The organism is Luteitalea sp. TBR-22 (assembly GCF_016865485.1).
GTDB lineage: Bacteria > Acidobacteriota > Vicinamibacteria > Vicinamibacterales > Vicinamibacteraceae > Luteitalea.
In genome coordinates, this window is record NZ_AP024452.1 from 6,153,653 (window position 1) to 6,179,289 (window position 25,637).

Consider the following 25,637-nt stretch of genomic DNA (forward strand, 5'->3'; position numbering starts at 1 on the left):
CCCTACCTGGTGGTCACGCCCGCCTGCCGCTCCGGGAGCCGCTGCAGCCCGACGAGCGTCCAGCCGGCGCCGTTCCGCCGGAAGTGCACGAGCACCGGCCGTTCCCAGCTCGGGTGGTTCGGGTGCCGGGCGCTCAGCTCGAGCTCGATGAAGCTGCCGGGCGCGGTCGGAAGGCCGGCCGGCGCCTGCATCCGCGGCTCGGTGCTGGTGGTCTGGCCGATGGGGGTCGTGGCACCCGTGGCGTTGTCGAAGCGCGCCCACGTGGCGGTGTACGACGTGGGGGCCGGCGCGAACCGGTACTGGACCGCGGCGTTGCCGAACGAGAGCTCGCCGTTGGCACCGAGCACCGGGTCGACGATCGGGTTGATCTTCGGAAGGTAGGCCCTGCCGATCTTGTCGCGTCGGAGGATGAGGGTGTCGGCGAGGTACTTCTCCTGTGCGGGGTCACCGATCTCGCCGGTGGCGACGACCGCGCGGATCAGGTCGTCGGAGAAGGCCATCACGCGGCGCGCCGCCCAGAACGCGTCGTCATCGCGCATCTCGATGTAGGCAAGGGTCGGCGCACGCGGCTTCCAGGTCTCGGGGGCGAAGCTCGCGCCTTCGAAGCGGCCGACGGCCGGGTGGTCGGGGTAGTCGGCCGTCTGCCACGGGCTCAACCCGAAGCCGAACGTCAGCAGCCGCCGCTTGGTGGAACTGCCCTGGTAGATGTACTCCCAGCCTTCGTTCCAGTCGTGCGGTCCCTGCGCGCCGACGCCGAACGTCGATCCGACGTCCTGCAGGTAGTGCCTGACGACGGAACGGCCCTGGTGCGGCACGACGGTGTCGAGCGTGTTGCCCGCCTTCATGTCGGTGAGGTTGGTCCACGCGCCGAACACGCGCAGGGCGCGCAGCTCGCGCCGGTGCTCGTGGGGCACCACGTCGTTGGGGTCGTCCGGACGCGTGCCCTGATAGCGGAACCCGCCGATCACGCGGCCCGGGAGCATGCGGCCGGCCGCGGCGCGAAGCGGGCGCCCGGCTTCGCGGGGCACCTGCTCGAGCAGCTCGCGCACGTCGTCGCGGGTGATCGGGGTGCGCTCACCGGAGGGCCGTCGCTTGGTGGCGGCCGGGTCGATCGTCGTCTTGTCCTGGTCGAACTCGGTGACGAAGTACTCGACCTGGTTGTAGCCGAGTGCCCAGAAGATCTTGGTCGAGATCACGACGGCAGCCGTCGCGCCGCGGGGGTTGGCCTTGGCATCGAAGGACACGAACCACGTCTCGCCGTTGGCGTCGCGCGCCGTGAAGCCCGGTGCGGCACCGGCGCTCTTCTCCCGCGTGAGCACCCACTTGTCTGACGCCGGCGCCGGGCCCGTCACCGGGCCGCGCTGCAGTTCCGCGGCGGTGATGGGCCGGGCCCCGATGCGATTGGTGAACCAGCTGGAATCGGGCACCTCGTCGACGGTGTTGATGTTGCCGGCCCGCGTGTTGGTCGGCGCCTTGCCGGCGGTGACGAACAGCTGGTAGGCGAGGTCGTAGAACAGGTCGATGTCCCATTCGGCGGCCGACGAGGCGTCGGCGACCTCGGGCTCACGCTGGAGCGGGTCGTCCGAGTAGAAGCGGGGCGAGGCCGTGCGCGGCGAGTGGCCGGCGGCCGCGAGCACCGCGGCGACGACCACTGCGGCGGCTGCAGCACGGCGCAGCGACGGGGGGGAGCACTGGCGGAGCGTGAACATGGCGATTCCTCAGAACGACGCGCTCGCGCCGAAAACCAGGTTGAATCCCTCGCTCCCCCTGGCCAGCTCGATGCGGAGCGGCGTGGAGAACGGGCCGTGGAGGCGGAACCCGATGCCGACGTCGGAGTGCAGGTCGTTCAGGTCCAGGTCGGCCTTCCTGGCCGCGACCTTGCCGGCATCGAAGAAGATGGCCGCGTCGATGAAGCTGTTGACCAGCACGCGCCACTCCGCCTGCATGAGCAGGCTGTGCCGGTCGCGGAAGCGCAGGTTCTGGTAGCCGCGCAGCGTCGAGCCGCTGCCGAGCCCAGGCAGCAGGAAGAACGGCACCTGCTCGTCGCCCTCCCGCATGGTGGTCTGGACCCGACCGCGCAACGAGAGGACCCACGCGTCGCGAAGGATCGGGATGTGCTGGATGGCCTCGTAGTCGACCTGGTTGAAGGTGTAGGCGTCGTCGCGATCGGCGTAGTTGTGGATCGTGACGCCGTAGAACCCGCCCCGCCGGGCGTACTCCGCGCTCGCGCGCGAGTCGAGGGCCACCGTGGCCTGCGTGTGCAGGTAGGTGATCTTGGCGCCGAGGCCATTGAGGTCGCCGTACAAGGTGTCCACCGACGGCGAACTGCCCTCGCCGGCGAACTGGTCCCACTGCGAGATCTCCGCGCCGGCCGAGGTCACCAGCACGCCCCGCGTCGGGCGCACTTCGAGCAGCGCCGCGCCGTACGGCTGCCTGAAGCCGTAGTTGCTGAGCCCCTCCTGCGCGCTGTCGTTGCCGACGCCGAAGAAGTTCACCTGCGGCGCCTCGCGCCAGCCGCCGAGCACCGACAGGCGGCCACGCCGGCCGAACAGCCGCGGCGCGACGAACTCGCTCTCGATCCGCTTGTAGTTGCTGAAGGTGTAGCTGCCGCGCACGTCGATCGTCTCGTAGCTGCCGACGTGCGACAGGTACCCGGCGCCAACGGTGAAGCCGCCGCCCGGATAGGCGCTGGTGAACCACGGGTGCCAGTTCATGTTGCCCGTGAGGAACTGCTCCTCCAGCTTCTTGACCCAGACCTCGGCCTTGTTCGGCGCATACGGCTTGAGGTCGCCGGCCTTGGCCTTCTGCTGCGCCTCGATGGTGCCGGCGCGGGTCTCCCCTTCGCCTGACGCCCCGTCCTGGGCCGCGGCGGGCGCCGTGCCGGCAGCCACGACCGCGAGCGCGAGGAGGCCGCCCAGGATGGCGCGGGCGCGCGGACGCCCTGGCAAGGGGCGCGGCCCGACGGGCTGCGCGATGACGGGATGAACCATGTGCATGTCTCCTGACCGGTCCTGACAGTCGGCGCCGTCGCGCAGCGCCTGGCGCTCGCGCTCTTCGACCACCATGGAACTGTCATGCCAGTCCTGTCGTCTGCGGGGCCCGGATGGATAGGGCGATGAGAACTCGAGGAACTCCACTCGGACGGGCTTCACTCCGACATATCGTACGATGCCTGCTCAGGTTGGTGGGGGCGCCCTGACGGCACGTGGTCAGGCGTGAGGCCGGAGGCCAACCGCGCCGGCCAGGATCGACGTCCCGAAACGGAAAGGAAGGCTGAAGCCGTGATCATGCATGCCCCTCGTCTCGTCCGTACGCTGCTCGGCGCGACCGCAGTCGTGGCGCTCGCCGCGACCCCGCTGGCCGCCCAACAGGCAGCCGCGCCCGCGCAGGCGGGCACCGTCGTCTCGAAGAAGGACCCCCTGCGCTTCCGGGCGTTCGGCGTCAACATGCAGCGCGGCTTCAGCGGCACCATCGACATCGCCGTGGAGCGGTGGACCACCGACGAGGAGCGCGCCGTCGTGCTCGACGCGGTGGCCGGCACGACCGCGGCGCGGTCGTCGCAGGACAAGCTGGTGCGAAAGCTGCAGGACATCCAGCCCCGCAACGGCTACATCCGCGGCGCCCGCACCGTCGGCTGGGACCTCAAGTACGCCCGGGAGAACCTGCTGCCCGACGGCACGCGCCAGATCGTGATCGTCACCGACAAGCCCGTGACGTTCTGGGCGGCTGCCAATTCCGCCAGGACGATGGACTACCCGTTCACGATGATCGAGATGCGGTTCCCGCCCGGAAGCGACAAGGGCGAGGGGAAGCTGCTGAACCAGACGTCGATCTCGACCAAGAACGGCCGGCTCGAACTGGAGATCTTCGGCCAGGAGCCGACGCGGCTCACGCAGATCACCCAGGAGAAGACCAAGGCCGAGAAGGAGGCCGAGAAGGCCGCCAAGAAGAAGGGCTGACCGGACGTCCGGTGGGCCAGCCGGCACCAGGAGGCCGCCAGGGTCACCCCCGGCGGCCCCGGACGGTGCTAGTGCGCCATCTTGATCGAGGTGACGGCGATGATCATCTTGCCGTCCTTCTCGGTCACGTCGCCGGTCGCCTCGACCTTGTGACCCGCGAACTCGATCAGCTTCGCGTTCTTGTTCTCGGTCCAGGCGCCGGTCACTTCATACAGCTTCCCGTCGCCCACCACCGCGAGGGGCGAGCCCTTCTTGGCGCACGCGGCGGCGCAGTCGGCGTGAGCCGCTGCGGTGGCCTTCTCCGCGCCCTGCTTGGTGTTGCACATCACGTCGACGAGCGTGCCCGTGACGGTCTTGGTCTCGGCCGACAGGCCCGTGCCGAACGCGAGGGTGGCGGCCGCGAGGCCGAGCATCAACTTACGCATGTGTCTCTCCTGAATCGTGAAAGGGGAACGACCCCGGGGTCGTCCGTGCGCACACGCGGGAACGCCGGCGAGCGAGAAGCCCGCCGGAACACCCGACGTCGTGTCTGCAATGGCTTACGATGCGGACATCGTGGCAGGTTTGTCAATACGGACGCGTTGACAGCCCGCGTCGTCCCCGGCTACCCTTGGCGGGTCATGGCGTGCCGCAGCCAGCATCATCACCATCACCACCATGCCCACGTCCGTGGGACCGGTGATGGTCTGCGCGCCTGCTGAAACCCGACTGTTCGACCCCGAACACAGCACGCCCCAAGCAGCCTCGCTGGTCATCCCGGCGGGGCTTTTGTGTGTTTGGGGCGAGTTCTGACGGGAGTCGGGAGTCGGGAGTCGGGAGTCGGGAGTCGGGAGTCGGGAGTCGCCGAAAGGCCTCAGTTCGTAGCCGTCGACCCGGCGGTTCGTAGCCGTCGACCTTCAGGTCGACGGTCCGTGATCTTCCCGGGAGATCGAAAGATCGCCATGTGGGGATGTGAGAGACCGAGATGGATTTCGACAAGTTTCACGGGCTGGTGCCCGCGGTGGTGCAGGACGACGAGAGCGGCGAGGTGCTGATGGTGGGCTTCATGAACGAGGAAGCCTTCCGCCGCACCCGCGAAACGGGGTTCGTGACCTTCTTCTCCCGCACCCGCAACTCGCTGTGGATGAAGGGCGAAACGTCCGGCAATCGCCTCCGGGTGGTGCGCCTGCTCACCGATTGCGACACCGACACCGTGCTGGCCCGGGTCGTCCGCGAGGGCGATGGCAAGGTGTGCCACCTCGGCACCGTGAGCTGCTTCACCCAGGAGATCGCCTGATCATGCCGCCCCTCCGCCTCGGGATCCCCAAGGGCTCCCTGCAGGACTCCACGGTCCAGCTGTTCGCACGCGCCGGCTGGAACATCTACGTCAGCTCGCGCTCGTACTTCCCCGGCACCGACGACAGCGAGCTCGAGTGCATGCTCATCCGGGCCCAGGAAATGGCCCGGTACGTCGCCGACGGGGTGATCGACGCCGGCCTCACCGGGCAGGACTGGATCGCCGAGCAGCTGATCGCCTCGCGGGCCGAGGTGGTGCCGGTGCAGGAGCTGGTCTACTCCAAGCAGAGCTTCGGCACCGTGAAGTGGGTGCTGGCCGCCCCCGAGGACTCGCGGTTCAAGGCGCCGGAGGACTTCGCCGGCTGCACGATTGCCACCGAGCTGGTGAAGGTCACCGAGCAGTACTTCCAGGAGAAGGGCATCGACGTCACCGTCGAGTTCTCCTGGGGCGCCACCGAGGTGAAGCCGCCGGTGCTGGCCGACGGGATCGTCGAGGCCACCGAGACGGGGTCGACCCTGCGCGCCAACCGCCTGCGGATCATCGACACGGTGATGGAGTCCAAGACGCAGCTCATCGCCAACCCGGCCGCCTGGTCCGACGCCTGGAAGCGCACCAAGATCGAGAACATCGCGCTGTTGCTGCGAGCGGCCATCGAGGCGCAGGGCCGCGTCGGCCTGATGCTCAACGTCAAGCGCGAGGGCCTGAAGTCGCTGCTCGAGCTGGTGCCGGCCCTGCGCCGCCCGACCGTGTCGTCGCTGAGCGACGAGGAGTGGGTGGCGGTGAACACGATCATCGAGGAGCGCACGGTGCGCGACCTCATCCCGAAGCTGAAGGCCGCCGGCGCCGAGGGCATCGTGGAATACCCGCTCAACAAGATCGTGATGTGACCGCCATGCTGCCGATCCTCGCGTCCACCGACGCCAAGGCCCTCCGCCGACTCCTCGACCGCACGCCCGACGACCACGGGCGCCTCGAACCCGCCGTGAAGGACATCCTCGCGGCCGTGCGCACCCGCGGCGACAAGGCGCTGACCGAGTTCGCGCGCCGATTCGACAAGCTCGAAGGCCCGATCGAGCTCTCGCCCGCCGAGATCCACGCCGGCGCGGCCGAGTGCCCGCCGGCGGTGCGCGCGGCGATCCGCAAGGCTGCCAGGCACATCAAGGCCGTCGCGAAGGCGCAGGTGCCGGCGACGTGGACGAAGGTGGTCGCCCCGGGCGTGAAGGTGTCGCAGCGCGTGCTGCCGCTCGAGCGCGTCGGGTGCTACGTGCCCGGCGGACGCTATCCGCTGCCCTCGTCGCTGCTGATGGCGGCGGTGACGGCGCGCGCGGCTGGCGTGCCGGAGGTGATCGTGTGCTGCCCGCGTCCCGACGCGGCGGTGCTCGCGGCGGCGGTCGAGGCCGGTGTGGACCGGGTGTTCCAGTTGGGCGGCGCGCACGCGATCGCGGCCATGGCGTACGGCACGGCCACCGTGCCGCGGGTCGACAAGATCGTCGGCCCGGGCAACGCCTACGTCGCCCTCGCCAAGGCGCTCGTGGCGCGCGACTGCGCGATCGACTTCTTCGCCGGCCCGAGCGAGATCGTCGTCGTCGCGGCGACGGGCGATCCGGCGTGGATTGCCGCCGACCTGCTGGCACAGGCAGAGCACGACGTCGATGCGCGGGCCATCTTCCTCACGCCGTCGAAGCGGCTGGCCACGCAGGTCGCGAAGGCCATCGAGCGGCAGCTCGCGACGCCCGAGGCAGCCGCGACGCCCGCCGCGCAGGCACTGGCCCGCAACGGCGCCATCGTCGTCACCAAGAACGTCGCCGAAGCCGCGGCGCTCGCCAACCGCATCGCGCCCGAGCACCTGGTGGTGGACACGCCCGAGATGGCGGCGATGATCCCCGTGGCGGCCTCGATCTTCATCGGCCCGTGGACCGCGCAGGCGGCCGGCGACTACGCGATCGGATCGAACCACGTGCTGCCGACCAGCGGCGCGGCGCGCTTCCGCGGCGGCCTGCACGCGTGGGACTTCGTGCGCGTGTCGAGCGTGCAGCAGCTGACGAAGGCCGGCGCGGCGCTGGTCGGTCCGACGGCCGCGACGCTGGCCGACGCGGAAGGCCTGAAGCTGCACGCCGCGTCGATTCGCGCGCGGCTCGGAATCGCGCCGAAGACGGGACGACGCGCGCGATGAGCAGCACACCTGACGTCTACGCGTACGACCGCGCGGACGCGCCTGCCGACGCGCTGCGGCTGCACCTGAACGAGCACACCGGCGGCTGCTCGCCGGCGGTGGTCGAGGCGATCGCCCGGGTGAGCCGCGAGACGATCGCGAAGTACCCCGACTACACGCGCGTCACGCAGGCCGTCGCCGACCACCTCGACGTGCCGCCGGCGCGCGTCGTGCTCACCAACGGCCTCGACGAGGGGATCTTCGCGGCGGCGCTGGCGCAACTGCGCGCCACCCCAGGTGTAGCTGCCGGGCTTGCCCGGCAGGCAGGAATCGGTCCGGACGCCGCGCGCGGGGCAAGCCCCGCGCCTACGTCTGGTGATCTCTCCGAGGCCGTGATCATCGAACCCGCGTTCGGGATGTACGCCGACGCGGTGGAGGCGGTGGGCGGCACGGTGGTGCGGGTGATGCCGGGACCGGAGCTGTCGCTGGATCGCGAGGCCATCGCGGCCGCGGTGACGCCGCGCACGGGCGTGCTCTTCATCGCCTCGCCCGGCAACCCCAGCGGCATCTCGCTGACGCGCGACGAGGTGGCGTGGCTGTCGTCGATCCTGCCGCCGGGCGCGCTGTTGTTGCTCGACGAGGCGTACGTCGAGTTCGGCGGCGAGAGCGCGATCCCGCTGATCGACACGTACCCGAACATGGTGGTCGGCCGCACGTTCGCCAAGGCGTACGGCCTGGCCGGCATGCGCGTCGGGGCGCTCGTCGGCCGTGAGGACGTGATCACCCGGATGCGGCGCGTGCTGCCCCCGTACTCGCTCAACGTGTTCGTCGTTGCGGCGCTCGAGGCGGCGCTCGCCGACCGCGCGTACATGGACGACTACCGCGCCCAGGTGCGCGAGTCGCGCGCGCTGCTGTACGCAGCCTGCGATCGCTGGGGCCTGCCCTACGTGCGCAGCGAGGCCAACTTCGTGCTGGTGCGCGCCGGCAACCGTCGCCAGGCGCTGCTCGACGGGCTGCAGGCCCGCAACATCTACATCCGCGACCGCGACTCGCAGCCCGGCTGCCAGGGTTGCGTGCGCGTGACCACCGGGCTCGTCGCCCACACCCGGGCGTGCATCGACGCCATGGAGGAGATCCTGTGCGCAAGGGCGTGATCAAGCGGCACACCCGCGAGACGAAGATCGACATCAAGCTCGGCATCGAGGGCAAGGGTCGGTACGAGGTCACGACGGGCATCCGCTTCTTCGACCACATGCTCGAGCTGTTCACGCGGCACGGCGCCTTCGACATGACGCTGAAGGCCGACGGCGATCTCGACGTCGACCAGCACCACACCGTCGAGGACGTCGGCATCGCGCTCGGCGAGGCCTTCACGCAGGCACTGGGCAACAAGCTCGGCATCAACCGGGCCGGCTACTTCCTGATGCCGATGGACGAAACGCTGGCGATCGCCGCCGTCGATCTCAGCGGACGCCCGCACGCCGTCGTCGATCTCGGCGTGAAGGTGCGGCTGGTCGGCGACCTGCAGGTGGAGCTGCTGCACGACTTCTTCGAGGGCTTCGCGCAGGGCGCCCGCGCCAACGTGCACGTGAAGGTGATGTACGGCCGCTCGAGCCACCACCGCATCGAGGCGGTGTTCAAGGCGTTCGCGCGCGCGATGCGCGTGGCGTGCGCGAAGGACAAGCAGCTGGCGCGCATGCTGCCCAGCACGAAGGGCCTGCTGTGATCGTCGCGCTCATCGACTACAAGGCCGGCAACCTGACGTCGGTCCGCAAGGCGCTCACCTCGCTCGGCGCCGAGATCCTCACCCCGGAACTGCCGGAGGATCTCGATCGCGCCGACGCGATCATCGTGCCCGGCGTCGGCCATTTCGAGGCGACGGCGGCCCTCGACGCGAGCTGGCACCGCGCCATCAAGGCGCGCCTCGAGGCCGGCGTGCCGCTGCTCGGCATCTGCCTCGGGCAGCAGTGGCTGTTCGAGGGCAGCTCCGAGGCGCCAGACGTGCCGGGCCTCGGCGTGCTGAAGGGCCGCTGCGTGAAGCTCGATCCCACGCGCCAGAGGCCCTCCGGGGCGCGTGCCCTGAGCGAGCCCGACGCAGTCGCCCGAGTCGAAGGCCCGCCCCGAGATGCTGCCCCGGTGCCCGGTGCCCGGATACCGGTGCCCGGATCACTGAAGGTCCCCCACGTGGGGTGGAACGCGTTGAAGCAGACCGGGCGCCCGTCGCGGCTGCTCGCCGGCATCGAGGACGAGGCGCAGGCCTACTTCACGCACTCCTACGTCGCGCCCGACAGCGACGCGACCGTCGCAGTGACGACGCACGGGGTGCCGTTCGCGAGCGTCGTCGAGGATGGCCTGGTGTTCGGCGCGCAGTTCCACCCGGAGAAGAGCGGCAACACGGGGTTGCGCATGCTGGAGAACTTCCTCGAGGTGGCCGGGGAGCGGCAGTCGGCAGTCGGCGGTCGGCAGTCCGCGACCCTCGACTCCGCGACTCCCGATTCCCGACTCCCGACTCCCGACAGGACCTCGTTCTGATGTTATCCAAACGAATCATCGCGTGCCTCGACGTGCGCGACGGGCAGGTAGTCAAGGGCGTGAACTTCGAGGGGCTGCGCAACGCCGGCGACCCGGCGGAGCTCGCCAAGCGCTACAACGTCGAGGGGATCGACGAGCTCGTGATCCTCGACGTGACGGCGACGCTCGAGAAGCGCCGCACGATGGCCCGCACGGTGGCCACCGTGGCGAAGGAGCTGTTCATCCCGCTCGCAGTGGGTGGTGGCATCGCGTCCGAGGAGGATGCGGCCGCGGCCGTCGAGGCGGGCGCCGACAAGGTGAGCATCAACAGCGCCGCCGTGTCGAACCCGGCGCTGATCACCGCGCTGGCGCGGCGCTACGGATCGCAGGCGGTGGTGGTGGCCATCGACGCCAAGCTCGAGGGCGATCGCTTCGGTGTCTACGTGCGCAGCGGCTCGACGCCGACGGGTCGCGATGCCGTCGAGTGGGCGCGAGAGGCCGCCGATCGCGGCGCCGGCGAGATCCTGCTCACATCCATCGACAAGGACGGCACGCGCAGCGGCTTCGACCTGCCGATGACCGCCGCCGTGTCGCAGGCGGTGAGCATCCCGGTGATCGCCTCGGGCGGTGCCGGCACGTTCGGCCACTTCTGCGACGTCTTCACCGACGGCTGCGCCGACGCGGCGCTGGCCGCCTCGGTGTTCCACTTCAGTGAACACGCCGTGAGCGAGCTCAAGGCGCACCTGCACGCGCAGGGGATTCCGGTGCGGCTTCGCTGACCGTCGACCTGAAGGTCGACGGCTACGGACTACGACCGATACCCGCGACTCCCGTCTCCCGACTTGTCTCGCCGAAGCCGTCAGGCGAAGGCGGATTCCCGAAACTCATGCTGATTCCCGCTATCGACCTCCGCGACGGCCAGGTGGTGCAACTGGTCCAGGGCAAGCGCCTCGCGCTGGCCACCGACGACTGGCAATCCTGGGTGGACAAGTTCCGCCCGTTTCCCAAGGTGCAGCTCATCGACCTGGACGCCGCGATGGAGCGCGGCGCCAACGAGCCGTTGATGCGGAAGATCTGCGCCGAGAAGGCCTGCCGCGTCGGCGGCGGCATCCGCTCGATCGAGCGCGCGCAGCACGTGCTGTCGCTCGGCGCGACGCACGTGATCGTATCGTCGGCGCTGTTCAAGGGCGGGCAGATGGACCTGGACTTTGCGGCGCGGCTGGCCGACGCGGTCGGTCGTGAGCACGTGATCGCCGCGGTGGACAGCTCGCAGGGCGTGGTGACCATCCGCGGGTGGCAGGAGCAGACGTCGGTCACGGCCGTCGAGGCAGCCAAAGCGCTCGAGCCGTTCTGCGACGAGTTCCTCTACACCAACGTCGACACGGAGGGCCTGATGCAGGGCATCCCCATGGATGCCGTGCGCGCCGTCCGCGAAGCGACCACCCGCCGCGTCGTCGCGGCGGGCGGCATCACCACGCAGGAAGAAATCGACCAGCTCGACGCGATGGGCGTCGACGCCGTGGTGGGCATGGCCATCTACACCGGCCGGCTCGCGCTGAAGCTGCCACCGGCTTGACGTGACCGTTCGTGCGTAGCTGCCGGCCTTGGCCGGCAGTCACCCGGACCGTCGGCCAAGGCCGACGGCTACAACTTGCTCAGCGGGCGCGACGACGCGCCACGAACCCGGCGAGGGCGGCGCCGCCGAGCAGCAGCATGGATGTCGGTTCAGGGACGACGGGCGTGGTGTCTTCCACGTCCCACGTCCGTTCGGTCCCGTTGGTGAACGCGACCTGGAGGTACACCGGGCACGTACCGTTGCGTATCACGCAGCCGGAATCCGCCCCCCTGTCGAGGCTCTGGAAGACGCTGTTCTCGTCGAGGCCGTAGGACGTATCGATCGTCCTGCCTACCTTCAGCACCTGCGACGGGCTGGACATCTCGATGCTCCAGCCCACGAGCCGGCCGGTTGCGTCGGTGGTCACCTTGAACGAGCTCGACACAGTGTTCAGGTCGGTGAGCGTGTTGACGCCATCGAAGAAGCTGAACGACAGGGGCGTCACCGGCGTCCACGGCCCGAGGTTCGGCCCGAGCGCCGCCGCCATCGTGAAGGAACCCGTGACGCGGTCGGCCGTCGTGTAGGGGTCCGGCGCGACGCCAAGCCCGCTGATGGACGTGAACAGCGGGCCCGTGTAGGTGTAGATCACGGCGGCCTGAGCCGGGGCGGCGGAGAGCAGCGACAGCGCGAAGACGGCCAGGGCCAGGGGCGCGCCAGCGACCGCGCGGAGATGTGCAGACATCGAGAACCTCGGGAGCGAAGGTCACCTTGGAACCCCGTCATCGGGGCGCCGCGAGTCGAGATGGGTCGATGTGTGCACGTTCGATGCCGCCGCCAGACAGCGCGCCTTGTCGCGAATTCAGGAGGAGACGCCGCGTTCTACCGCAGGCGGGGGCCCTCAGGACTACCAAAGTCAACCGTTCGCGGGCATTTTGGTGGCTGAAGACTGATAGCCTTCAGCGCCATGCGCCGTACCCCCGCTCGACTCGTCGCCCTGTGCGCAGGGCTCGGCCTGCTCCTGTCGGCCTGCGTGCTCTCGCTGACGCACACGCTGCCCGCCGTCGCCCACGCGCAGTTGGCGCCGCGCCCCAACGTCGTGCTGTTCATCGCCGACGACCTCGCGTGGGCCGACACCGGCGCCTACGGCAACCCGAAGGTCGGCACGCCGAACATCGATCGGCTGGCGCGCGAGGGCATGAAGTTCACGCACGCGTTCGTGACCATCTCGTCGTGCAGCCCGAGCCGGGCCAGCATGATCACCGGCCGATACCCGCACGCCACCGACGCGGAGCAGTTGCACTGGCCGCTGCCGGCGGCGCAGGTGACGTTCGTCGAGAAGCTGAAGGCGGCCGGTTACTGGACGGGCGCTTCCGGCAAGTGGCACATGGGGGCGGCCATCAAGGACCGCTTCGACGTGGTGGATGACCCGGGCGAGGCCGGGTTCCAGACCGATCCGAAGACCGGCAAGATGCTGGCGGCCGACGACAGCGGCGCCGCCGGCTGGCTGCCGCTGCTGCGCCAGCGCCCGAAGGGCAAGCCGTTCTTCCTGTGGCTGGCCGCGCTCGACCCGCATCGCGACTACGCCGAGAACAGCATCCCGCGTCCGCACCGACCCGCGGACGTGATCGTGCCGCCGCACCTGCCCGACACGCCGGAGGTGCGCGGCGAGCTGGCGCTGTACTACGACGAGATCGCGCGGCTCGACGACAACGTCGGCAAGGTGCTCGCCGAACTCGATCGGCAGGGCGTGGCCGACGACACGCTGATCCTGTTCATCAGCGACAACGGCCGGCCGTTCCCTGGCGCCAAGACGACGATGTACGACGAGGGGATTCGTACGCCGTTGCTTTCGCGTTGGCCGGCGCGTGTCGGGAAAGGTCGTGTGGCCAACGGCCTGGTGAGCAGCGTCGACCTCGCGCCGACCATCCTCGAGCTGGCCGGCGTGCCGGTCCCGCCCACGGTGCAGGGCCGGAGCTTTGCGCGGATGCTCGCCGATCCGTCAGTGACGACGCGCGACGAGATGTTCGCGGAGAAGAACTGGCACGACTACGAGGACCGCGTGCGCGCGGTGCGCACCGACCGCTTCAAGTACATCCGCAACGAGTACGCCGACCTGGCGGGAACGCCGTCGGCCGACGCCGGGCGCAGTCCGTCGATGGACGCGATCCGCCGCCTGCACGCGAGCGGCGGGCTGACGCCGCTGCAGGCGCGCATCTTCGTCGCACCGCGTCCAGCGGAGGAGTTGTACGACGTCGTTGCCGACCCGCAGGAGACCGTCAACCTGGCAAGCGACCCGCGCCACGCGGCGACGCTCGCGGACCTGCGAAGGAGGCTCGACACGTGGCAGCGCGACACCGGTGACGTGCGGCCTGCGTGCCGGACGCCCGACGAGTTCGATCGCGTCACCGGCAAGCCGCTGCCGGGACGGAAGCTGCCGCGCACGCCGAAGGCCGACGTCGTGTGCCCGCCTCGGTGACCGTCGCGCTCGCGGCGGCTACGGAAGGAAGCGCCTCACCGTCGGCCAGGGCCGACGGCTACACCGTCGTCAGCGGATGCGGCGGGCGACGCCTGCGGTCAGCGCGTGCGGGAGGCGCGGCGGCGGGCGGTGAATCCGGCGAGCGCCGCGCCGACGAGCACCAGTGACGTCGGCTCCGGCACCGCGACGTCTTCCTGCCGCCACTGGCCAGGGCCGCCCCCACTGGCTTCCTGGTAGTAGGCGCCGGCAACGCCGAGTGCACAGCCGAATGCCGACGATCCGACGCCGCACTGCGCGTGCGACACGCTGGTACCGAACAGGCCGCCGGTCCTGTTGAACGTCATCTTCCCCCAGGTGCCGCCGTCGGTCAGGGCTGCAAAGGCCTCCACCGTGACGAGCCATTCGACGATGGCCCCGTCGCCGTTGGTAGCCACCACGAACTGCGTGAGTGTGGCGTTGGTGTCGTCGATGCTCCCGACCCCGTCGAAGAACGAGAAGGCGGTCGGGGTAACGTTCTGGAAGGACAGGTTCGCCGCGAGCGGTGCCGCCAGCTCGATGGTGCCGGTCACGCGATCGTCAATCGTGTACAGGTCGGCGGGGGTCGCCTGCCCGCCCCCGCTCACGAACGCGTACGCGGCGCCCGTGTACGTGTAGATCACCGACGCGCGCGCGGGGGCAGCGGTGAGCAGGGTCGCGGCGAGCGCCATCGACGCGACGGGCGCGCTGGCGAGCAGGCGGAACAGAGCGGGCATGAATCACTCTCCCTGACCGATGCCACGCGCCGGGCGACATCGACCACCGAACCGAACAGGATGCCGACCGGGCTCATGATCGAGCCGCGCCTAACCTTGGGTAGCAATCCTTGCGCCAGACTGCCCCACCGCTGTGGTGTGGGATGCGTGGCGTGTTCGCCTCAGGGCGGCACTCGCCGTCCCCATGGATGAGAACTAAAGTCGCCGAAGAGTCAGACTCCGGTGCGCTCCGGATTTCTTTGCTACGCTCCCCCGCATGCCCCGGCCGAGGACGTGGCGCCTGCCCGTCACGCTGTTCGCCCTTGCCGCGCTGCTGCTCCCCGGGTGCAGCCGCGCCGGTCGCTTCGACGTCCGCAACGCCCGCAGCCACGTCGAACGGCTCGCCGGGTCGATCGGCAGCCGCTGGACCGGTACGCCCGCCAACGAGAAGGCCCGCGCCTACGTGATCGAGACCCTGCAACTGCAGGGCTTCGACGTCCGGGTGCAGGAGACCGACGCGGACTGGCGCGAGGCGGGTGTGACGACGCGGGTCGCCAACATCATCGCGATCAAGCCCGGCAAGCGCCGCGAGGCGATCGGCCTGGTCTCGCATTACGACTCGGTGGCGTGGGGGCCCGGCGCCGGCGATGCCGCACTCGGCACGGCGGTGATCCTCGAGGCCTCACGGTCGCTCGCCGCCAGGCAGGCGCCCAACTACACGCTGATGGTGATCATCACCGACGGCGAGGAGCACGGACTGCAGGGAGCCCGCGCACTGGTGGACGACCCCGAGGTCCGCGCGCGGCTCAAGGTCTTCCTCAACCTCGAGGCGATCGGCACCGCCAGCCCGTTCCCGCTGTTCGAGACCGGCCCGGGCACCAGTCCGGCACTGCGCGCCTGGGCGGGCGTGTCGCGGCCGCGCGGCGGCTCCTACATGCAGGCGATCTACGACGCGCTGCCCAACGACACCGACTTCTCCGTGCTCAAGCTCCTTCCCGGCGTCTCGGGCATCAACTTCGCCGCGACCGGCGACGGGTACACCTACCACACCGATCGCGACAGGCCCGATCGCGTGCCCAACCGCGTGCTCGAGGACGCGGGCGCCGTGGTGCTCGAGGTGGTGGACGGGCTCGACGCGCAGCCATCGCTCGTCGCGACGACGGATGCGCCGATGTACTTCTCGCTGCTCGACCGCGTCGCGTTCGTGTGGTCGTTGCGCGCCGGCGTGATCGGCGGCTGGCTGGTTGCCCTGCTCGGCGTGGTGGCGTGGCTCGGCATGCTGCGGCGGGTGCAGCGGAATGCGGCCACCGGGATCCGGGCACCGGGCACCGGAACAGGGGCGATGGGCGGCAGCCTGCACGTGATTCGCACGGCGCTGTGGGCACTCGTCGCGGCTGGGGCGGTGCTCGGCGCGCTGGTCGGCGCGGTGTGGCTCGTGCGAGCCGGACGCGCGGAGCTGCACCCGTGGTTCGCGCATCCGTGGCGGCTCTTCGCGTTCATGACCATGATGGTGGTGACGGTGAGCTGGCTGGTGCGACGCGTGGCGACGTTCGTGCCGCGGTCGGTGGCACCAGACGGCACGCCGTTCGGGGTCTGGTTCGCGGCCCTGCCGGTGTGGGTGGCGTTGCTGGTGCTCGCGCTGCGCTACGCGCCGGCCGCGTCGTACCTGGTGTCGATTCCGCTGTTGGCGGCGGTGCTGTTGGTGGCGCCGACGATGTTGTTCACCGGCAGGGGCGGCGCGGAGACGGCGCAGATGGGCGAGGCTTCGACGCCGGATGCCGGACGCCGAACGCCGAACGTATCCGGTTCACCCTTGCGCACGTGGCCGGCGCGGGTCGGGAGCGCGTGCGTCGCGATCATCACGTGGGTGCTGTGGGGACCGGATCTGCTGGCGCTGCTGCCCTTCGTCGTCACGCTGCTCGGGCGGATGCCGCTCGTCACCCCGACGTGGGCCTACCCGGCAGCCTTCTTCTTCGCCGGCATCCTGCTGTGGCCGCCCGTGCTCGCGGTGCTGGTGGGTCGGCTGCAGTGGCGCGTGCGGCACGGGCTGGCCGGCGGCCTGCTGATGACCGGACTGGTGGTCACCGGCCTGCTGGCGTGGATGGCGCCGGCCTACACTTCCGAGCGCCCGTTGCAGCGGTCGGCCGTGTTCGTCGAGGATCGCGTCCGCAGCCGCGCATACTGGGGCCTGTCGAGCAACGAGCCCGGCCTCGACATCGGGGCGGGCGGCCCCTCGAACGTCGCGTGGCGGCCCGCGCCGCGGCAGCCGCGCGGACGCCTGGAGATCGTGCCCAAGGCGTTCCTGTTCCGGGGCGAGGTGCCGCCCCAGCCGGGGGCGGCGCCGGCGGTCATCTCCGCGCTCGTCATCCGCCGCACCGGCGATGCCGACGTCGAGATCACGGTCACGCCCTCGTCGCCTGAATGGCAGACGATGGCGATCGTGCTGCCGGAGGACATCGTGCCGACCAGGTCGACCCTCCCGGGCCGGACGACCGGCGGGCGGTGGCAGGCGTGGCACACCAACGTGCCGAAGGACGGGCTCGTGTGGCGCGCGACGGTCCCGGCAAGCCAGGCCGACAGGCTCGCGGGCACCGAGGTGTGGCTGGCGCGCTTCTCGCTGCCCGACGCGCGGCCGGGCAGCCGCGTTCCTGCCTGGCTCGAGACGGCACACACCGCGTGGATGACCCAGCACGTCGTGTTGCTGCCGATCGCGCTGAACGAGACCCGGGAGCCGCCCGCGGCGCTGACGCCCCTGACGCTGCCGCTGCCCACCGCGAACCCGTCCACGGCAGCACCGCTGCCGCCGGCGGTCACGCCCGGGGCGAAGCCGCCGGCCGGCGACGGGGCGGCACGATGAGCGAGGCCGCCGGGTCCTGGCTGGCGCGGCTCGGCCTCGGTCGGCCCGAACTGCGCGCGTGGGCGATGTACGACTGGGCCAACTCCGCCTTCCTGACCACGATCGTCGCGGCGGTGTTCCCGGTGTACTACAACAACGTCGCCGCCAAGGGTCTGGCGCCCGAAGCGGCGGCGTTCAACTTCAGCATGGGCACAACGGTCGCGCTCGCGGTGAGCGCGGTCGGCGCGCCGCTGCTCGGTGCGATCGCCGATCACCGGCCGTACAAGAAGGCGTTCCTGCTCGGCTTCATGGCGATCGGCGCCCTCTGCACGATGGCGATGGCGCTGATCGGCGAGGGCGACTGGGCGCTGGCGATCGGCCTGTTCATGCTGGCCAACATCGCCTGCAGCGGGTCGATTGCGTTCTACGACTCGCTGCTGCCGCACATCGCGGCGCCCGAGGAACTCGACCGGGTCTCGTCGTCGGGCTTCGCGCTCGGGTACCTCGGTGGAGGGCTGCTGCTCCTGCTCAACCTGGCGTGGATCCTCAAGCCGGGTGTCTTCGGGCTGCCCGACGCGGGCATCGCGACGCGGCTGGCGTTCTTCAGCGTCGGCGTGTGGTGGATGGTGTTCTCGGTGCCGTTGCTGCGCCGGGTGCCGGAGCCGGCGGTGGCGGGCGGCGGGCACGACTCGCTCGGCGCGGCGACGCGTCACGCCCTGGCCGACCTGCGGGAGACCTTCACGCACCTGCGCAGGTACCGCCAGGCGTTCCTGATGCTGCTGGCCTTCCTGGTCTACAACGACGGCATCGGGACGATCATCCGGATGGCGTCGCTCTACGGGGCGCAGCTCGGGATCGCGGAGGGGCACCTGATCGGCGCGCTGCTGCTGGTGCAGTTCGTCGGCGTGCCGTTCGCGTTCATCTTCGGGTGGCTGGCCGGGAAGATCGGCGCCAAGCAGGCGATCTGGCTGTCGCTGGCCGTCTACGCGGGCATCAGCGTGCTCGGGTACTTCATGAAGACGGCCGTGCACTTCTATGCGCTGGCCATCCTGGTGGGCACCGTGCAGGGCGGCAGCCAGGCGCTGTCGCGGTCGCTGTTCGCGAGCATGATCCCGCGGGAGCGGTCGTCGGAGTTCTTCGGGTTCTTCGCCGTCACCGAGCGCACCGCGGGCATCCTTGGCCCGCTCACCTTCGCGCTGGCGATCGCGCTCACCGGCTCGAGCCGTGGCGCGATCCTCTCGGTGATCGCCTACTTCGTCGTCGGCGCGCTCATCCTCTCGCGCGTCGACATCGAGGCCGGGCAGGCAGCGGTACGCAATGGTGGCAATCTGAAATTGGACATCTGAAATTGGCGGGCGGCCGGCCTGTCGGCCTTGCCGCTCGACGCATCCCGAGGGGCGCGGGCGGAGCCGCGCCCCACGTGAATTTCAAACTGTCCAATTTCAAACTGTAGCAGCAGCGGTGAGCCGGCGGCTCACTGCTGCTGTTGCTGCTGCTCCTGTTCGTCGTCGAACAGCGCGGTGCCCGCCTCGGGCTCCGGCGCCGACCAGTAGAGCGCCGGCATGACGTCGGAGGGCGCGATCGGCGCGTCGGTGGTCTGCACGCGCACGGTCACGCCGAGTTCGCTGCGCGCGTTGCCCTTGAAGGCGCCGCGGGTCGGCGGCACGTCGTGGTAGTCGCGGCCGACGGCGACGCGGATGTGACGATCGCCGGCCAGCGTGCGGTTGGTCGGGTCGAGGCCGAGCCAGCCGAGCGATGGCAGCCACGCCTCCACCCACGCATGCGACGCGCCGTCCACCGATCGCTCGTCGCCCGCGTGCCGGTGGAACAGGTAGCCGCTCACGTAGCGGCACGGGATGCCGAGTCCGCGCACCAGCGCGATCATGACGTGCGCGAAGTCCTGGCAGACGCCGCGTCGCGCCGCGAGCGCCTCGTCGATCGGCGAGTCGACGCGCGTCGACCCCTGCGCGTACGCGAACGACTCGTAGATCTGCCGCTTGAGCCGGCGCAGGAGCGTCAGCGGATCGACGTCGCGGGAGAGGCCGAGCTCGCGTCCGAAGGCCAGCAACGCCTCGGTCGGGCGTGCGAAGTGCGACGGCTCGAGGTACTCGACGAACCGCTCGCGGGTGGCGGGCTCGTCGAGCACCTGCCACTCCGTGGCCTCGCAGCACTCCGGGATGGAGATCTCGGAGACGAACTCGACGACCGACTCGGCGACGACGAGCAGCTCACGGTGCCGGGCCGGCACGTCGAAGTGGTGCACGACGTTGCCCTCGGGGTCCTGGTACGCGAACACGCGCGACCGCGGCGAGGTGGTCAGCTCGAAGCGCAGGCAGCGCTGCACGCTCTCGGTGCGCGGCTGCATGCGCACCTCCATCACGCTCTCGCTGACCGGCGCGTCGTAACGGAAGTGGGTCAGGTGGTAGACGGTGTATCGCATTCGGCTTCGCCGTCGGGAATCGGGAATCGGGAATCGGGAATCGGGGCTGCGGTCGGCGACTCCCGACTCCCGACTCCCGACTGCCGGCCTGCTGGAAGGCGAGTCACTAGGCGATCTCGCCTTCCAGTTGGTAAGAGATGTAGCTCTGGTACGTCGCGTGGTGGATCAGGCGGCACTGGCGACGCACGTGCTCGAGGGTCTGCAGGAGGTCGCCGTTGAGCAGCTCCTCGATCTGCACGAACTGCAGCGAGGCGCGCAGCAGGCCGGCGAGGCGCTCGACGCGGGCCGGCGACGATCGGCCCGACAACCGTGACAGGCGACGGAGCGATTCCTCGATGCGATCGGCGGCAAAGCGCAGCGACCGCGGGAACTCGGCGTTGAGCAGCAGGAAGTCGAGCACGTGCAGCGGCCTGATGCTGGCCGAGTGGGCGCGGACGTAGGCGTCGAACGACGCGCAGCAGCGCAGCAGCGACAGCCACTCGACGAAGTCCACCGTCTCCACCTGGCCGCGCAGTCCGTCGTGGAACTCGCGCAGGTGGACGTCGAGCAGCATCGACGCGTTGATCGAACGCTCGAGGAAGCGCCCCAGTTCCATGTAGTGCCAGCCCTCGCCGCGCACCATGGTGGAACTGGTCATCCCCTTGAAGAGGTAGACCGAGTGACGTACCTCACGGAACAGGTCCTCGGGCTGCTCCTGCCAGCCGTGGTCGTCGCGCGCGGCGTTGAGCCGCAGGTAGAGCCGGTTCAGCTCCTCCCACATGTCGACGCTGATCTGCTCGCGCACCTGGCGGGCGTTCTCGCGGGCGTGCGACACGCACGACCGCAGCGACTCCTCGCGCTCGCCGACCGTGAGGTCGACGGCCAGCAGCGGGAACTCGACCTGCCCGGCGCGCTGCGCGTCGAGCGCCTGCAGCGCGCTGAGGAGGCGCACGCCCTGCCGCGACGCCGACTCCGGGGTGCGATCGGGCGCGAGGGAGACGCTGATCTCGAGCAGCCGGGCGGTGTGCTCGGCACGTTCGAGGTATCGGCTCAGCCAGTAGAGGTGATCGGCGACGCGCGACAGCATTTGGCCACCCTCCGTCACTCGAGCACCCATGTGTCCTTGCTGCCACCGCCCTGCGACGAGTTGACCACCAGCGATCCGCGCCGCAGCGCGACGCGCGTCAGCCCGCCCGGCACGATCACCGTCTGCTGGCCCGCGAGGATGTAGGGGCGCAGGTCGACGTGGCGGGGCTCGATGCGGTCGTCGAGGAAGCAGGGCGCGCACGACAGGTCGAGCGTCGGCTGCGCGATGTAGTTGCGCGGGTTGGCCAGGATCCGGTCGCGGAACTGGGCGCGCTGCTCGGCGGTGCTGTGCGGCCCGATCAGCATCCCGTAGCCGCCCGACTCGCCGACCGCCTTGACGACCAGCTGGTCGAGGTTCTGCAGGACGTGATCGCGCTGCACCGGGTCGTCGAGCAGGAACGTCTCGACGTTGCCGAGGATCGGATCCTCGTCGAGGTAGAACCTGATGATCGCCGGCACGTAGGCGTACACGGCCTTGTCGTCGGCCACGCCGGTGCCGATCGCGTTGGCGAGCGCGACGTTGCCGGCCCGGTAGGCGTTGAACAGGCCGGTCACGCCCAGTTGCGAGTCGGCCCGGAACGCCAGCGGGTCCACGTAGTCATCGTCGACGCGGCGGTAGATGACGTCGACGCGCTGCGCGCCCGACGTCGTGCGCATGTAGACGATGTTGTCGTGGACGAAGAGATCGCGCCCCTCGACAAGCTCGATGCCCATCTGGCGCGCCAGGAACGCGTGCTCGAAGTACGCGGAGTTGAACACCCCGGGCGTGAGCAGCACGACGGTGGGGTTCTGGCGGCCCTGCGGCGACAGGTCGCGCAGCGTGCGCAGCAGCGCCTGCGCGTAGTGATCGATCGGCCGCACGCTGTAGCGCGCGAGCAGGCGCGAGAACGTGCGCTTCATCACCGCGCGGTTGGCCAGCATGTACGAGACGCCGCTGGGCACGCGGAGGTTGTCCTCCAGCACGGCGAACGAGCCGTCCGACAGCCGCACCAGGTCGGTGCCGGCCACCGAGACGTAGCGATCGCCGGGCACGCGCAGGCCGCGCATCTCGCGGCGGTAGTGCGGACAGCTGACGATCAGCTCGCGCGGCACGACGCCGGCGCGCAGGATGCGGCCTTCGTTGTAGATGTCCTTGAGGAACAGGTTGAGGGCGGTGATGCGCTGTGTGAGGCCGCGTTCGAGCTGCCGCCACTCGTCGCCGGTGATGATCCGGGGCAGCAGGTCGTACGGGAAGATGCGCTCGGTGCCCTTGTGGTCGCCGTAGACGGTGAAGGTGATGCCCTGGTGCAGGAAGGCGCGGTCGGCCACCTGCTGGCGGCGCTGGAGCTCAGCGGCGGCCAGGGTGCCGAGCTGCGAGTACAACGCGGCGTACTGGGGCCGCGGCACGGCGGGGGCGGCAAACATCTCGTCGTACGCGCGCCCGAGGCGGTACTCCGAAAAGAGGGACGCCTGCGGGGCGGCCATGCCAGGCGACTCGGCAGACAGCATGCGACAGTAGAGCAGCCGAGCGGCACATTTGGCAACTTTCTGCCGCCACTTTGTTCCACAGACCGAAATTTGAAATTGGAAATTTGAAATTCTCGCGGCGCGGGCCTTCGGCCACGCGCCTCGAGAAGCCGCGCGCGAGCGACGGCCGCAAGGCCGAGCCGCCCCGAATTTCAAATCTCCAATTTCAAGTTGCCGGCGTCAGATGAACGTCAGGCCGGGATTCCGGAAGTCGCCCTCCAGGATCGTCGTCGAGGGCGCGCCCAGCCAGTTGTCGAGCACCCGGGCGTACACGCTCCGGAAGTCCGTCTGGTAGCGGACGTCGCCGTTGGCGCTCTCCAGTGTCGGGTTGCCCGGCGTGTCGCGCAGGTCGGGCGCGGTGCCGTACAGGCCGCCGTTGACCCCGCCGCCGAGCACCATCATGGTGCTGGCCGCGCCGTGGTCGGTGCCCTGGCTGCCGTTCTCATAGACGCGCCGGCCGAACTCCGAGAACTGCAGCACGAGGGTGTCGTTGAGCAGCCCCTGGTTGCGCACGTCGGTGTAGAAGGCCAGCAGCGCGTCGTCGAGCGTCGCCATCAGGCGGTAGTAGGCGCCGTTGGCGTTGTTGGGGTCCTGCGAGGCGTGCGTGTCGAAGCCGCCGGTCTGCACCCAGAACACCTTCGTGCCGATGCCGCGCACCATGGCGCCGGCCACCGCGCGCAGGGCGCTGCCCAGGCCGGTGGTCGGGTAGGTGACCGTGGGCGTGTAGGCCGCCACGGAGGCGACGCGGTCCAGGGTCTCGAACGCGGCGCGCGAGGTCGCCGACACGAACGACAGGTGCGGACGGTCGACGGGCACGTGCGAGGCGATGCGGGTGGCTGCCTGGCGCGCGTAGAGCGCCTCGTTGCCGGTGTTGGGGCTGCTGAAGGCGTAGGTGCGGGGATCGGGGATCGCCGGCACGCCGACGAACCTCGAGAGCAGCGTGCGCGGCGTCTCGCGCACCGTGTTCCAGCCGGTGAGCGGGTCGATCGGCTGCGGCAGCAGTTCGAGGTACCGCCCGATCCAGCCCGGGCCCGACGGATTGGACGGGTCGGCCGTCGACCAGATGTCTGTGCCCTGGAAGTGCGACCGGCTCGAGTTCGGGTAGCCGCTCCGCTGGATCACGGCCAGCCGGCCCTCGTCGAAGACGCGCTTGAGGCCCTGCAGCCGCGGGTGCAGTCCGACGTTGGTGCCGCCGGCATCGGCGCCCACCTGCAGCACGGCACCCTGCGGCACGGCGATGGTCGGCCGACGCTGGTAGTAACCGGCGTTGCCGTACGGCACCACCATGCTCAGCGCATCGTTGCCGCCGCTCAGGTAGAGGACCACCAGGTTCCGGGACCGCGCGCCCTGGGCCCGCGCGATGTCGGACAGGAACGCCGGCGCCGCGAAGCTGACCGTGAAGGCGGCCACGCCGCCCTTGATGAACGATCGACGGTTGTGAGTCATTGGACGTGCCGCGATGCTGCGATGCCGGGAATGCCGAAAGCGAAGGCCGTCGATCGTCAGCCCTAGACGAACTGGTACTCCGGGGAGGCCAGCACCAGGTGCGTGACGCCGGCGGCCTTGGCCAGGAGTTCGGTGTCCGAACCGGTCCACGACGTGCCGGCCCGCAGGTAGCCGAGCAGGTCGTTGTACGGCGGTGAGTCGAAGGGCATCGGCGACAGCCGGTCCAGCGTGTAGGCGAGCAGCGTCTCGGGCGTCGCCTTGTACGGTCGCGCGGCCTCGCGCAGGTTGAAGCGCTGGTTCTGGGTGAGCGTCGCCGCGAAGTTCATGCGCGCCAGCATGCCGCCGGTCGAGAACCAGCCCGCGCCGGTCTCCCAGCCGTTCACGTCGGGCGGCTCGAACAGCGACTGCCCCATCGACAGCAGCGGCGTGAGCGCGGCGTCCACCGAGAAGCCGGCCCAGCCGGTCTCCTTGATCGCCTTGACCACGAACTCGACGGGCCAGGCGTAGCGGGCGTAGTAGGCCGACGGATCGGAGAACTCCGGTGACAGGAGCACCGACAACACGACCCGCCGCATGTCGAAGTTCGAGGCGTAGTACGCGCCCGACACGCGGTCCACGAACGACTGCGGCGCCGGGTGCAGTTCGTCGACGAAGAACGCGTAGAGCTTGCGGGCCAGGCGCGGCCCCGTCTGCGGGTGCCGGCAGCAGGCCAGCAGGAAGTCGAGGCCCTCCTGCTCGCCGCCCGACGTGATCGTCCGGCCGCCACCCGGGTAGATGTCGAACGAGAACGTCTTGCTGCCCGTGTCGTGCTGCGTCGAACGGTACGTGTACGCGTAGGCGAGCGTCGCGTCGTTGACGTTGTTGGCGCCGCGCGCGCCGACGGTGAGGTTCCACCCCGTGAACACCCGCGCCGCCGCCTTCACGTCGTCTTCCGTGTAGTTGTTCGGCGAGGAATCCGACGCGCGGATGCCCATCGTGAACAGCTCCATCACCTCGCGCGCGAAGTTCTCCTGCGGCGTGCCGCGCACGTTGAGGCGCCCGTCGAGCCACACCAGCATCGCCGGGTCGCGGGCGACCTTCACCAGCAGGTCGTAGAAGCTGCCGAGGGCGTTCTGCCGGAACAGCTCGATCTGGCCGACCGGGCTGTTCTTCGGGCCGTTGTAGGCCTCCGACGCGGCCATCATCCGGGTGGCGACCGTGCCGCCGTAGGTGTCGGCGATCTTCTGGTAGGCGGTGGCGAAGTGATGGTGCCAGAAGAGCGCCATCTTCTCCTGCAGCGGCCGCCGCGAGTGGACCATGCGGAACAACCAGCGCTGCCGGGCGTCGGTGATCGACGTGTCGGGCGAGAACTGCCCTCGCGTCGTCACGCCGACGTGGCCGGGCACCCCGATGCGCTCGTCCACGTCGTCGGGCGCCTGCTCGTAGAACACCAGCAGGTCGACCGCCGCCTGGTAGCCGATCCTGGCGAGTTCGGCGACCTCGTCGGGGCTGCCGCCGAAGCCGGCCCGCCGCAGCAGGTGTTCGGTTCTGTCGTCGTGTCGTGCCATGGCGTCGGCCGGGGAGGCTCCCGGGAGGATGCCACAGTTCTGCAACAGTCGGGAGTCGGGAATGGGGAGTCGGGAGTCGACCAGCTGCGCCCCGATTCCCGATTCCCGATTCCCGATTCCCGATTCCCGATTCCCGA

22 protein-coding genes are annotated in these 25,637 nt (G+C 70.1%); 12 read left to right on the plus strand and 10 right to left on the minus strand.

The genetic code is table 11. The features are described 5' to 3' along the window. Positions 1 to 2: 2 nt before the first annotated feature. Positions 3 to 1,709, minus strand: a complete 1,707-nt coding sequence (locus TBR22_RS25375) for a hypothetical protein (RefSeq protein WP_239490640.1) — start codon at positions 1,707 to 1,709, stop codon at positions 3 to 5. 9 nt (positions 1,710 to 1,718) lie between these two features. After that, the gene (locus TBR22_RS25380; RefSeq protein WP_239490641.1) at positions 1,719 to 2,990 is read right to left on the minus strand and encodes a BamA/TamA family outer membrane protein; all 1,272 of its coding nucleotides are present in this window, start codon (positions 2,988 to 2,990) and stop codon (positions 1,719 to 1,721) included. A gap of 297 nt (positions 2,991 to 3,287) precedes the next feature. Here TBR22_RS25380 and TBR22_RS25385 point away from each other — a divergent pair, with 297 nt between their 5' ends. Beyond that, positions 3,288 to 3,959 carry a hypothetical protein gene (locus TBR22_RS25385; protein ID WP_239490642.1) on the plus strand — a complete coding sequence of 224 codons (672 nt, stop codon included), beginning with the start codon at positions 3,288 to 3,290 and terminating at the stop codon, positions 3,957 to 3,959. A gap of 68 nt (positions 3,960 to 4,027) precedes the next feature. On the opposite strand, the gene TBR22_RS25390 is transcribed toward TBR22_RS25385, so the two are convergent. Further along, complete coding sequence (locus TBR22_RS25390; protein ID WP_239490643.1) at positions 4,028 to 4,384, minus strand: hypothetical protein; 357 nt, start codon at positions 4,382 to 4,384, stop codon at positions 4,028 to 4,030. A gap of 539 nt (positions 4,385 to 4,923) precedes the next feature. On the opposite strand from TBR22_RS25390, the gene hisI reads away from it, so the two are divergent. From hisI to TBR22_RS25430, 8 genes are all read left to right on the plus strand, one after another. After that, complete coding sequence (gene hisI / locus TBR22_RS25395) at positions 4,924 to 5,235, plus strand: phosphoribosyl-AMP cyclohydrolase (RefSeq protein WP_239490644.1); 312 nt, start codon at positions 4,924 to 4,926, stop codon at positions 5,233 to 5,235. 2 nt (positions 5,236 to 5,237) lie between these two features. After that, a complete protein-coding gene (hisG, locus tag TBR22_RS25400) occupies positions 5,238 to 6,122 on the plus strand; it encodes an ATP phosphoribosyltransferase (RefSeq protein ID WP_239490645.1) in 885 nt (294 codons plus the stop codon). 5 nt (positions 6,123 to 6,127) lie between these two features. Continuing rightward, on the plus strand, positions 6,128 to 7,408 hold the full coding sequence (hisD, locus tag TBR22_RS25405) for a histidinol dehydrogenase (RefSeq protein ID WP_239490646.1): 1,281 nt from the start codon (positions 6,128 to 6,130) through the stop codon (positions 7,406 to 7,408). Beyond that, positions 7,405 to 8,541, plus strand: coding sequence for a histidinol-phosphate transaminase (locus TBR22_RS25410; protein ID WP_239490647.1), 1,137 nt, complete (start codon positions 7,405 to 7,407; stop codon positions 8,539 to 8,541). Before hisD ends, TBR22_RS25410 begins: the two co-directional genes overlap by 4 nt. Further along, positions 8,526 to 9,113, plus strand: coding sequence for an imidazoleglycerol-phosphate dehydratase HisB (hisB, locus tag TBR22_RS25415; protein ID WP_239490648.1), 588 nt, complete (start codon positions 8,526 to 8,528; stop codon positions 9,111 to 9,113). Before TBR22_RS25410 ends, hisB begins: the two co-directional genes overlap by 16 nt. Further along, a complete protein-coding gene (locus TBR22_RS25420) occupies positions 9,110 to 9,919 on the plus strand; it encodes an imidazole glycerol phosphate synthase subunit HisH (RefSeq protein ID WP_239490649.1) in 810 nt (269 codons plus the stop codon). Before hisB ends, TBR22_RS25420 begins: the two co-directional genes overlap by 4 nt. Further along, positions 9,919 to 10,677: an imidazole glycerol phosphate synthase subunit HisF gene (gene hisF / locus TBR22_RS25425; RefSeq protein WP_239490650.1), complete on the plus strand. Its 759-nt coding sequence runs from the start codon at positions 9,919 to 9,921 to the stop codon at positions 10,675 to 10,677. Before TBR22_RS25420 ends, hisF begins: the two co-directional genes overlap by 1 nt. Positions 10,678 to 10,784: 107 nt before the next feature. After that, entirely contained in the window at positions 10,785 to 11,474 is a 690-nt protein-coding gene (locus tag TBR22_RS25430; RefSeq protein WP_239490651.1) for a HisA/HisF-related TIM barrel protein, read from the plus strand. 79 nt (positions 11,475 to 11,553) lie between these two features. On the opposite strand, the gene TBR22_RS25435 is transcribed toward TBR22_RS25430, so the two are convergent. Beyond that, on the minus strand, positions 11,554 to 12,195 hold the full coding sequence (locus TBR22_RS25435; RefSeq protein WP_239490652.1) for a PEP-CTERM sorting domain-containing protein: 642 nt from the start codon (positions 12,193 to 12,195) through the stop codon (positions 11,554 to 11,556). 222 nt (positions 12,196 to 12,417) lie between these two features. On the opposite strand from TBR22_RS25435, the gene TBR22_RS25440 reads away from it, so the two are divergent. Further along, positions 12,418 to 13,929: a sulfatase gene (locus tag TBR22_RS25440; RefSeq protein WP_239490653.1), complete on the plus strand. Its 1,512-nt coding sequence runs from the start codon at positions 12,418 to 12,420 to the stop codon at positions 13,927 to 13,929. A gap of 98 nt (positions 13,930 to 14,027) precedes the next feature. Here TBR22_RS25440 and TBR22_RS25445 read toward each other — a convergent pair whose 3' ends face one another. Continuing rightward, positions 14,028 to 14,681: a PEP-CTERM sorting domain-containing protein gene (locus TBR22_RS25445; protein WP_239490654.1), complete on the minus strand. Its 654-nt coding sequence runs from the start codon at positions 14,679 to 14,681 to the stop codon at positions 14,028 to 14,030. Positions 14,682 to 14,937: 256 nt separating this feature from the next. Here TBR22_RS25445 and TBR22_RS25450 point away from each other — a divergent pair, with 256 nt between their 5' ends. Both TBR22_RS25450 and TBR22_RS25455 read left to right on the plus strand, forming a co-directional pair. After that, on the plus strand, positions 14,938 to 17,517 hold the full coding sequence (locus TBR22_RS25450; protein WP_239490655.1) for a M20/M25/M40 family metallo-hydrolase: 2,580 nt from the start codon (positions 14,938 to 14,940) through the stop codon (positions 17,515 to 17,517). Next, positions 17,514 to 18,842 carry an MFS transporter gene (locus TBR22_RS25455; protein WP_239490656.1) on the plus strand — a complete coding sequence of 443 codons (1,329 nt, stop codon included), beginning with the start codon at positions 17,514 to 17,516 and terminating at the stop codon, positions 18,840 to 18,842. The genes TBR22_RS25450 and TBR22_RS25455 overlap by 4 nt, the downstream gene beginning before the upstream one ends. Before the next feature lie 128 nt (positions 18,843 to 18,970). Here the strand turns inward: TBR22_RS25455 and TBR22_RS25460 are convergent, their stop codons facing one another. The 5 genes from TBR22_RS25460 to TBR22_RS25480 form a co-directional block, all read right to left on the minus strand. Next, positions 18,971 to 19,936, minus strand: a complete 966-nt coding sequence (locus TBR22_RS25460; protein ID WP_239490657.1) for a transglutaminase family protein — start codon at positions 19,934 to 19,936, stop codon at positions 18,971 to 18,973. Between the two features lie 106 nt (positions 19,937 to 20,042). Beyond that, positions 20,043 to 21,002, minus strand: a complete 960-nt coding sequence (locus TBR22_RS25465) for an alpha-E domain-containing protein (RefSeq protein ID WP_239490658.1) — start codon at positions 21,000 to 21,002, stop codon at positions 20,043 to 20,045. A gap of 14 nt (positions 21,003 to 21,016) precedes the next feature. Continuing rightward, positions 21,017 to 22,465 (minus strand): circularly permuted type 2 ATP-grasp protein, encoded by a 1,449-nt coding sequence (locus tag TBR22_RS25470; protein WP_370651557.1) that lies wholly within the window; start codon positions 22,463 to 22,465, stop codon positions 21,017 to 21,019. A 222-nt stretch (positions 22,466 to 22,687) separates the two neighbouring features. Continuing rightward, the gene (locus tag TBR22_RS25475; protein WP_239490660.1) at positions 22,688 to 23,953 is read right to left on the minus strand and encodes a DUF1501 domain-containing protein; all 1,266 of its coding nucleotides are present in this window, start codon (positions 23,951 to 23,953) and stop codon (positions 22,688 to 22,690) included. Between the two features lie 62 nt (positions 23,954 to 24,015). Further along, complete coding sequence (locus tag TBR22_RS25480) at positions 24,016 to 25,500, minus strand: DUF1800 family protein (RefSeq protein ID WP_239490661.1); 1,485 nt, start codon at positions 25,498 to 25,500, stop codon at positions 24,016 to 24,018. Positions 25,501 to 25,637 lie beyond the last annotated feature (137 nt).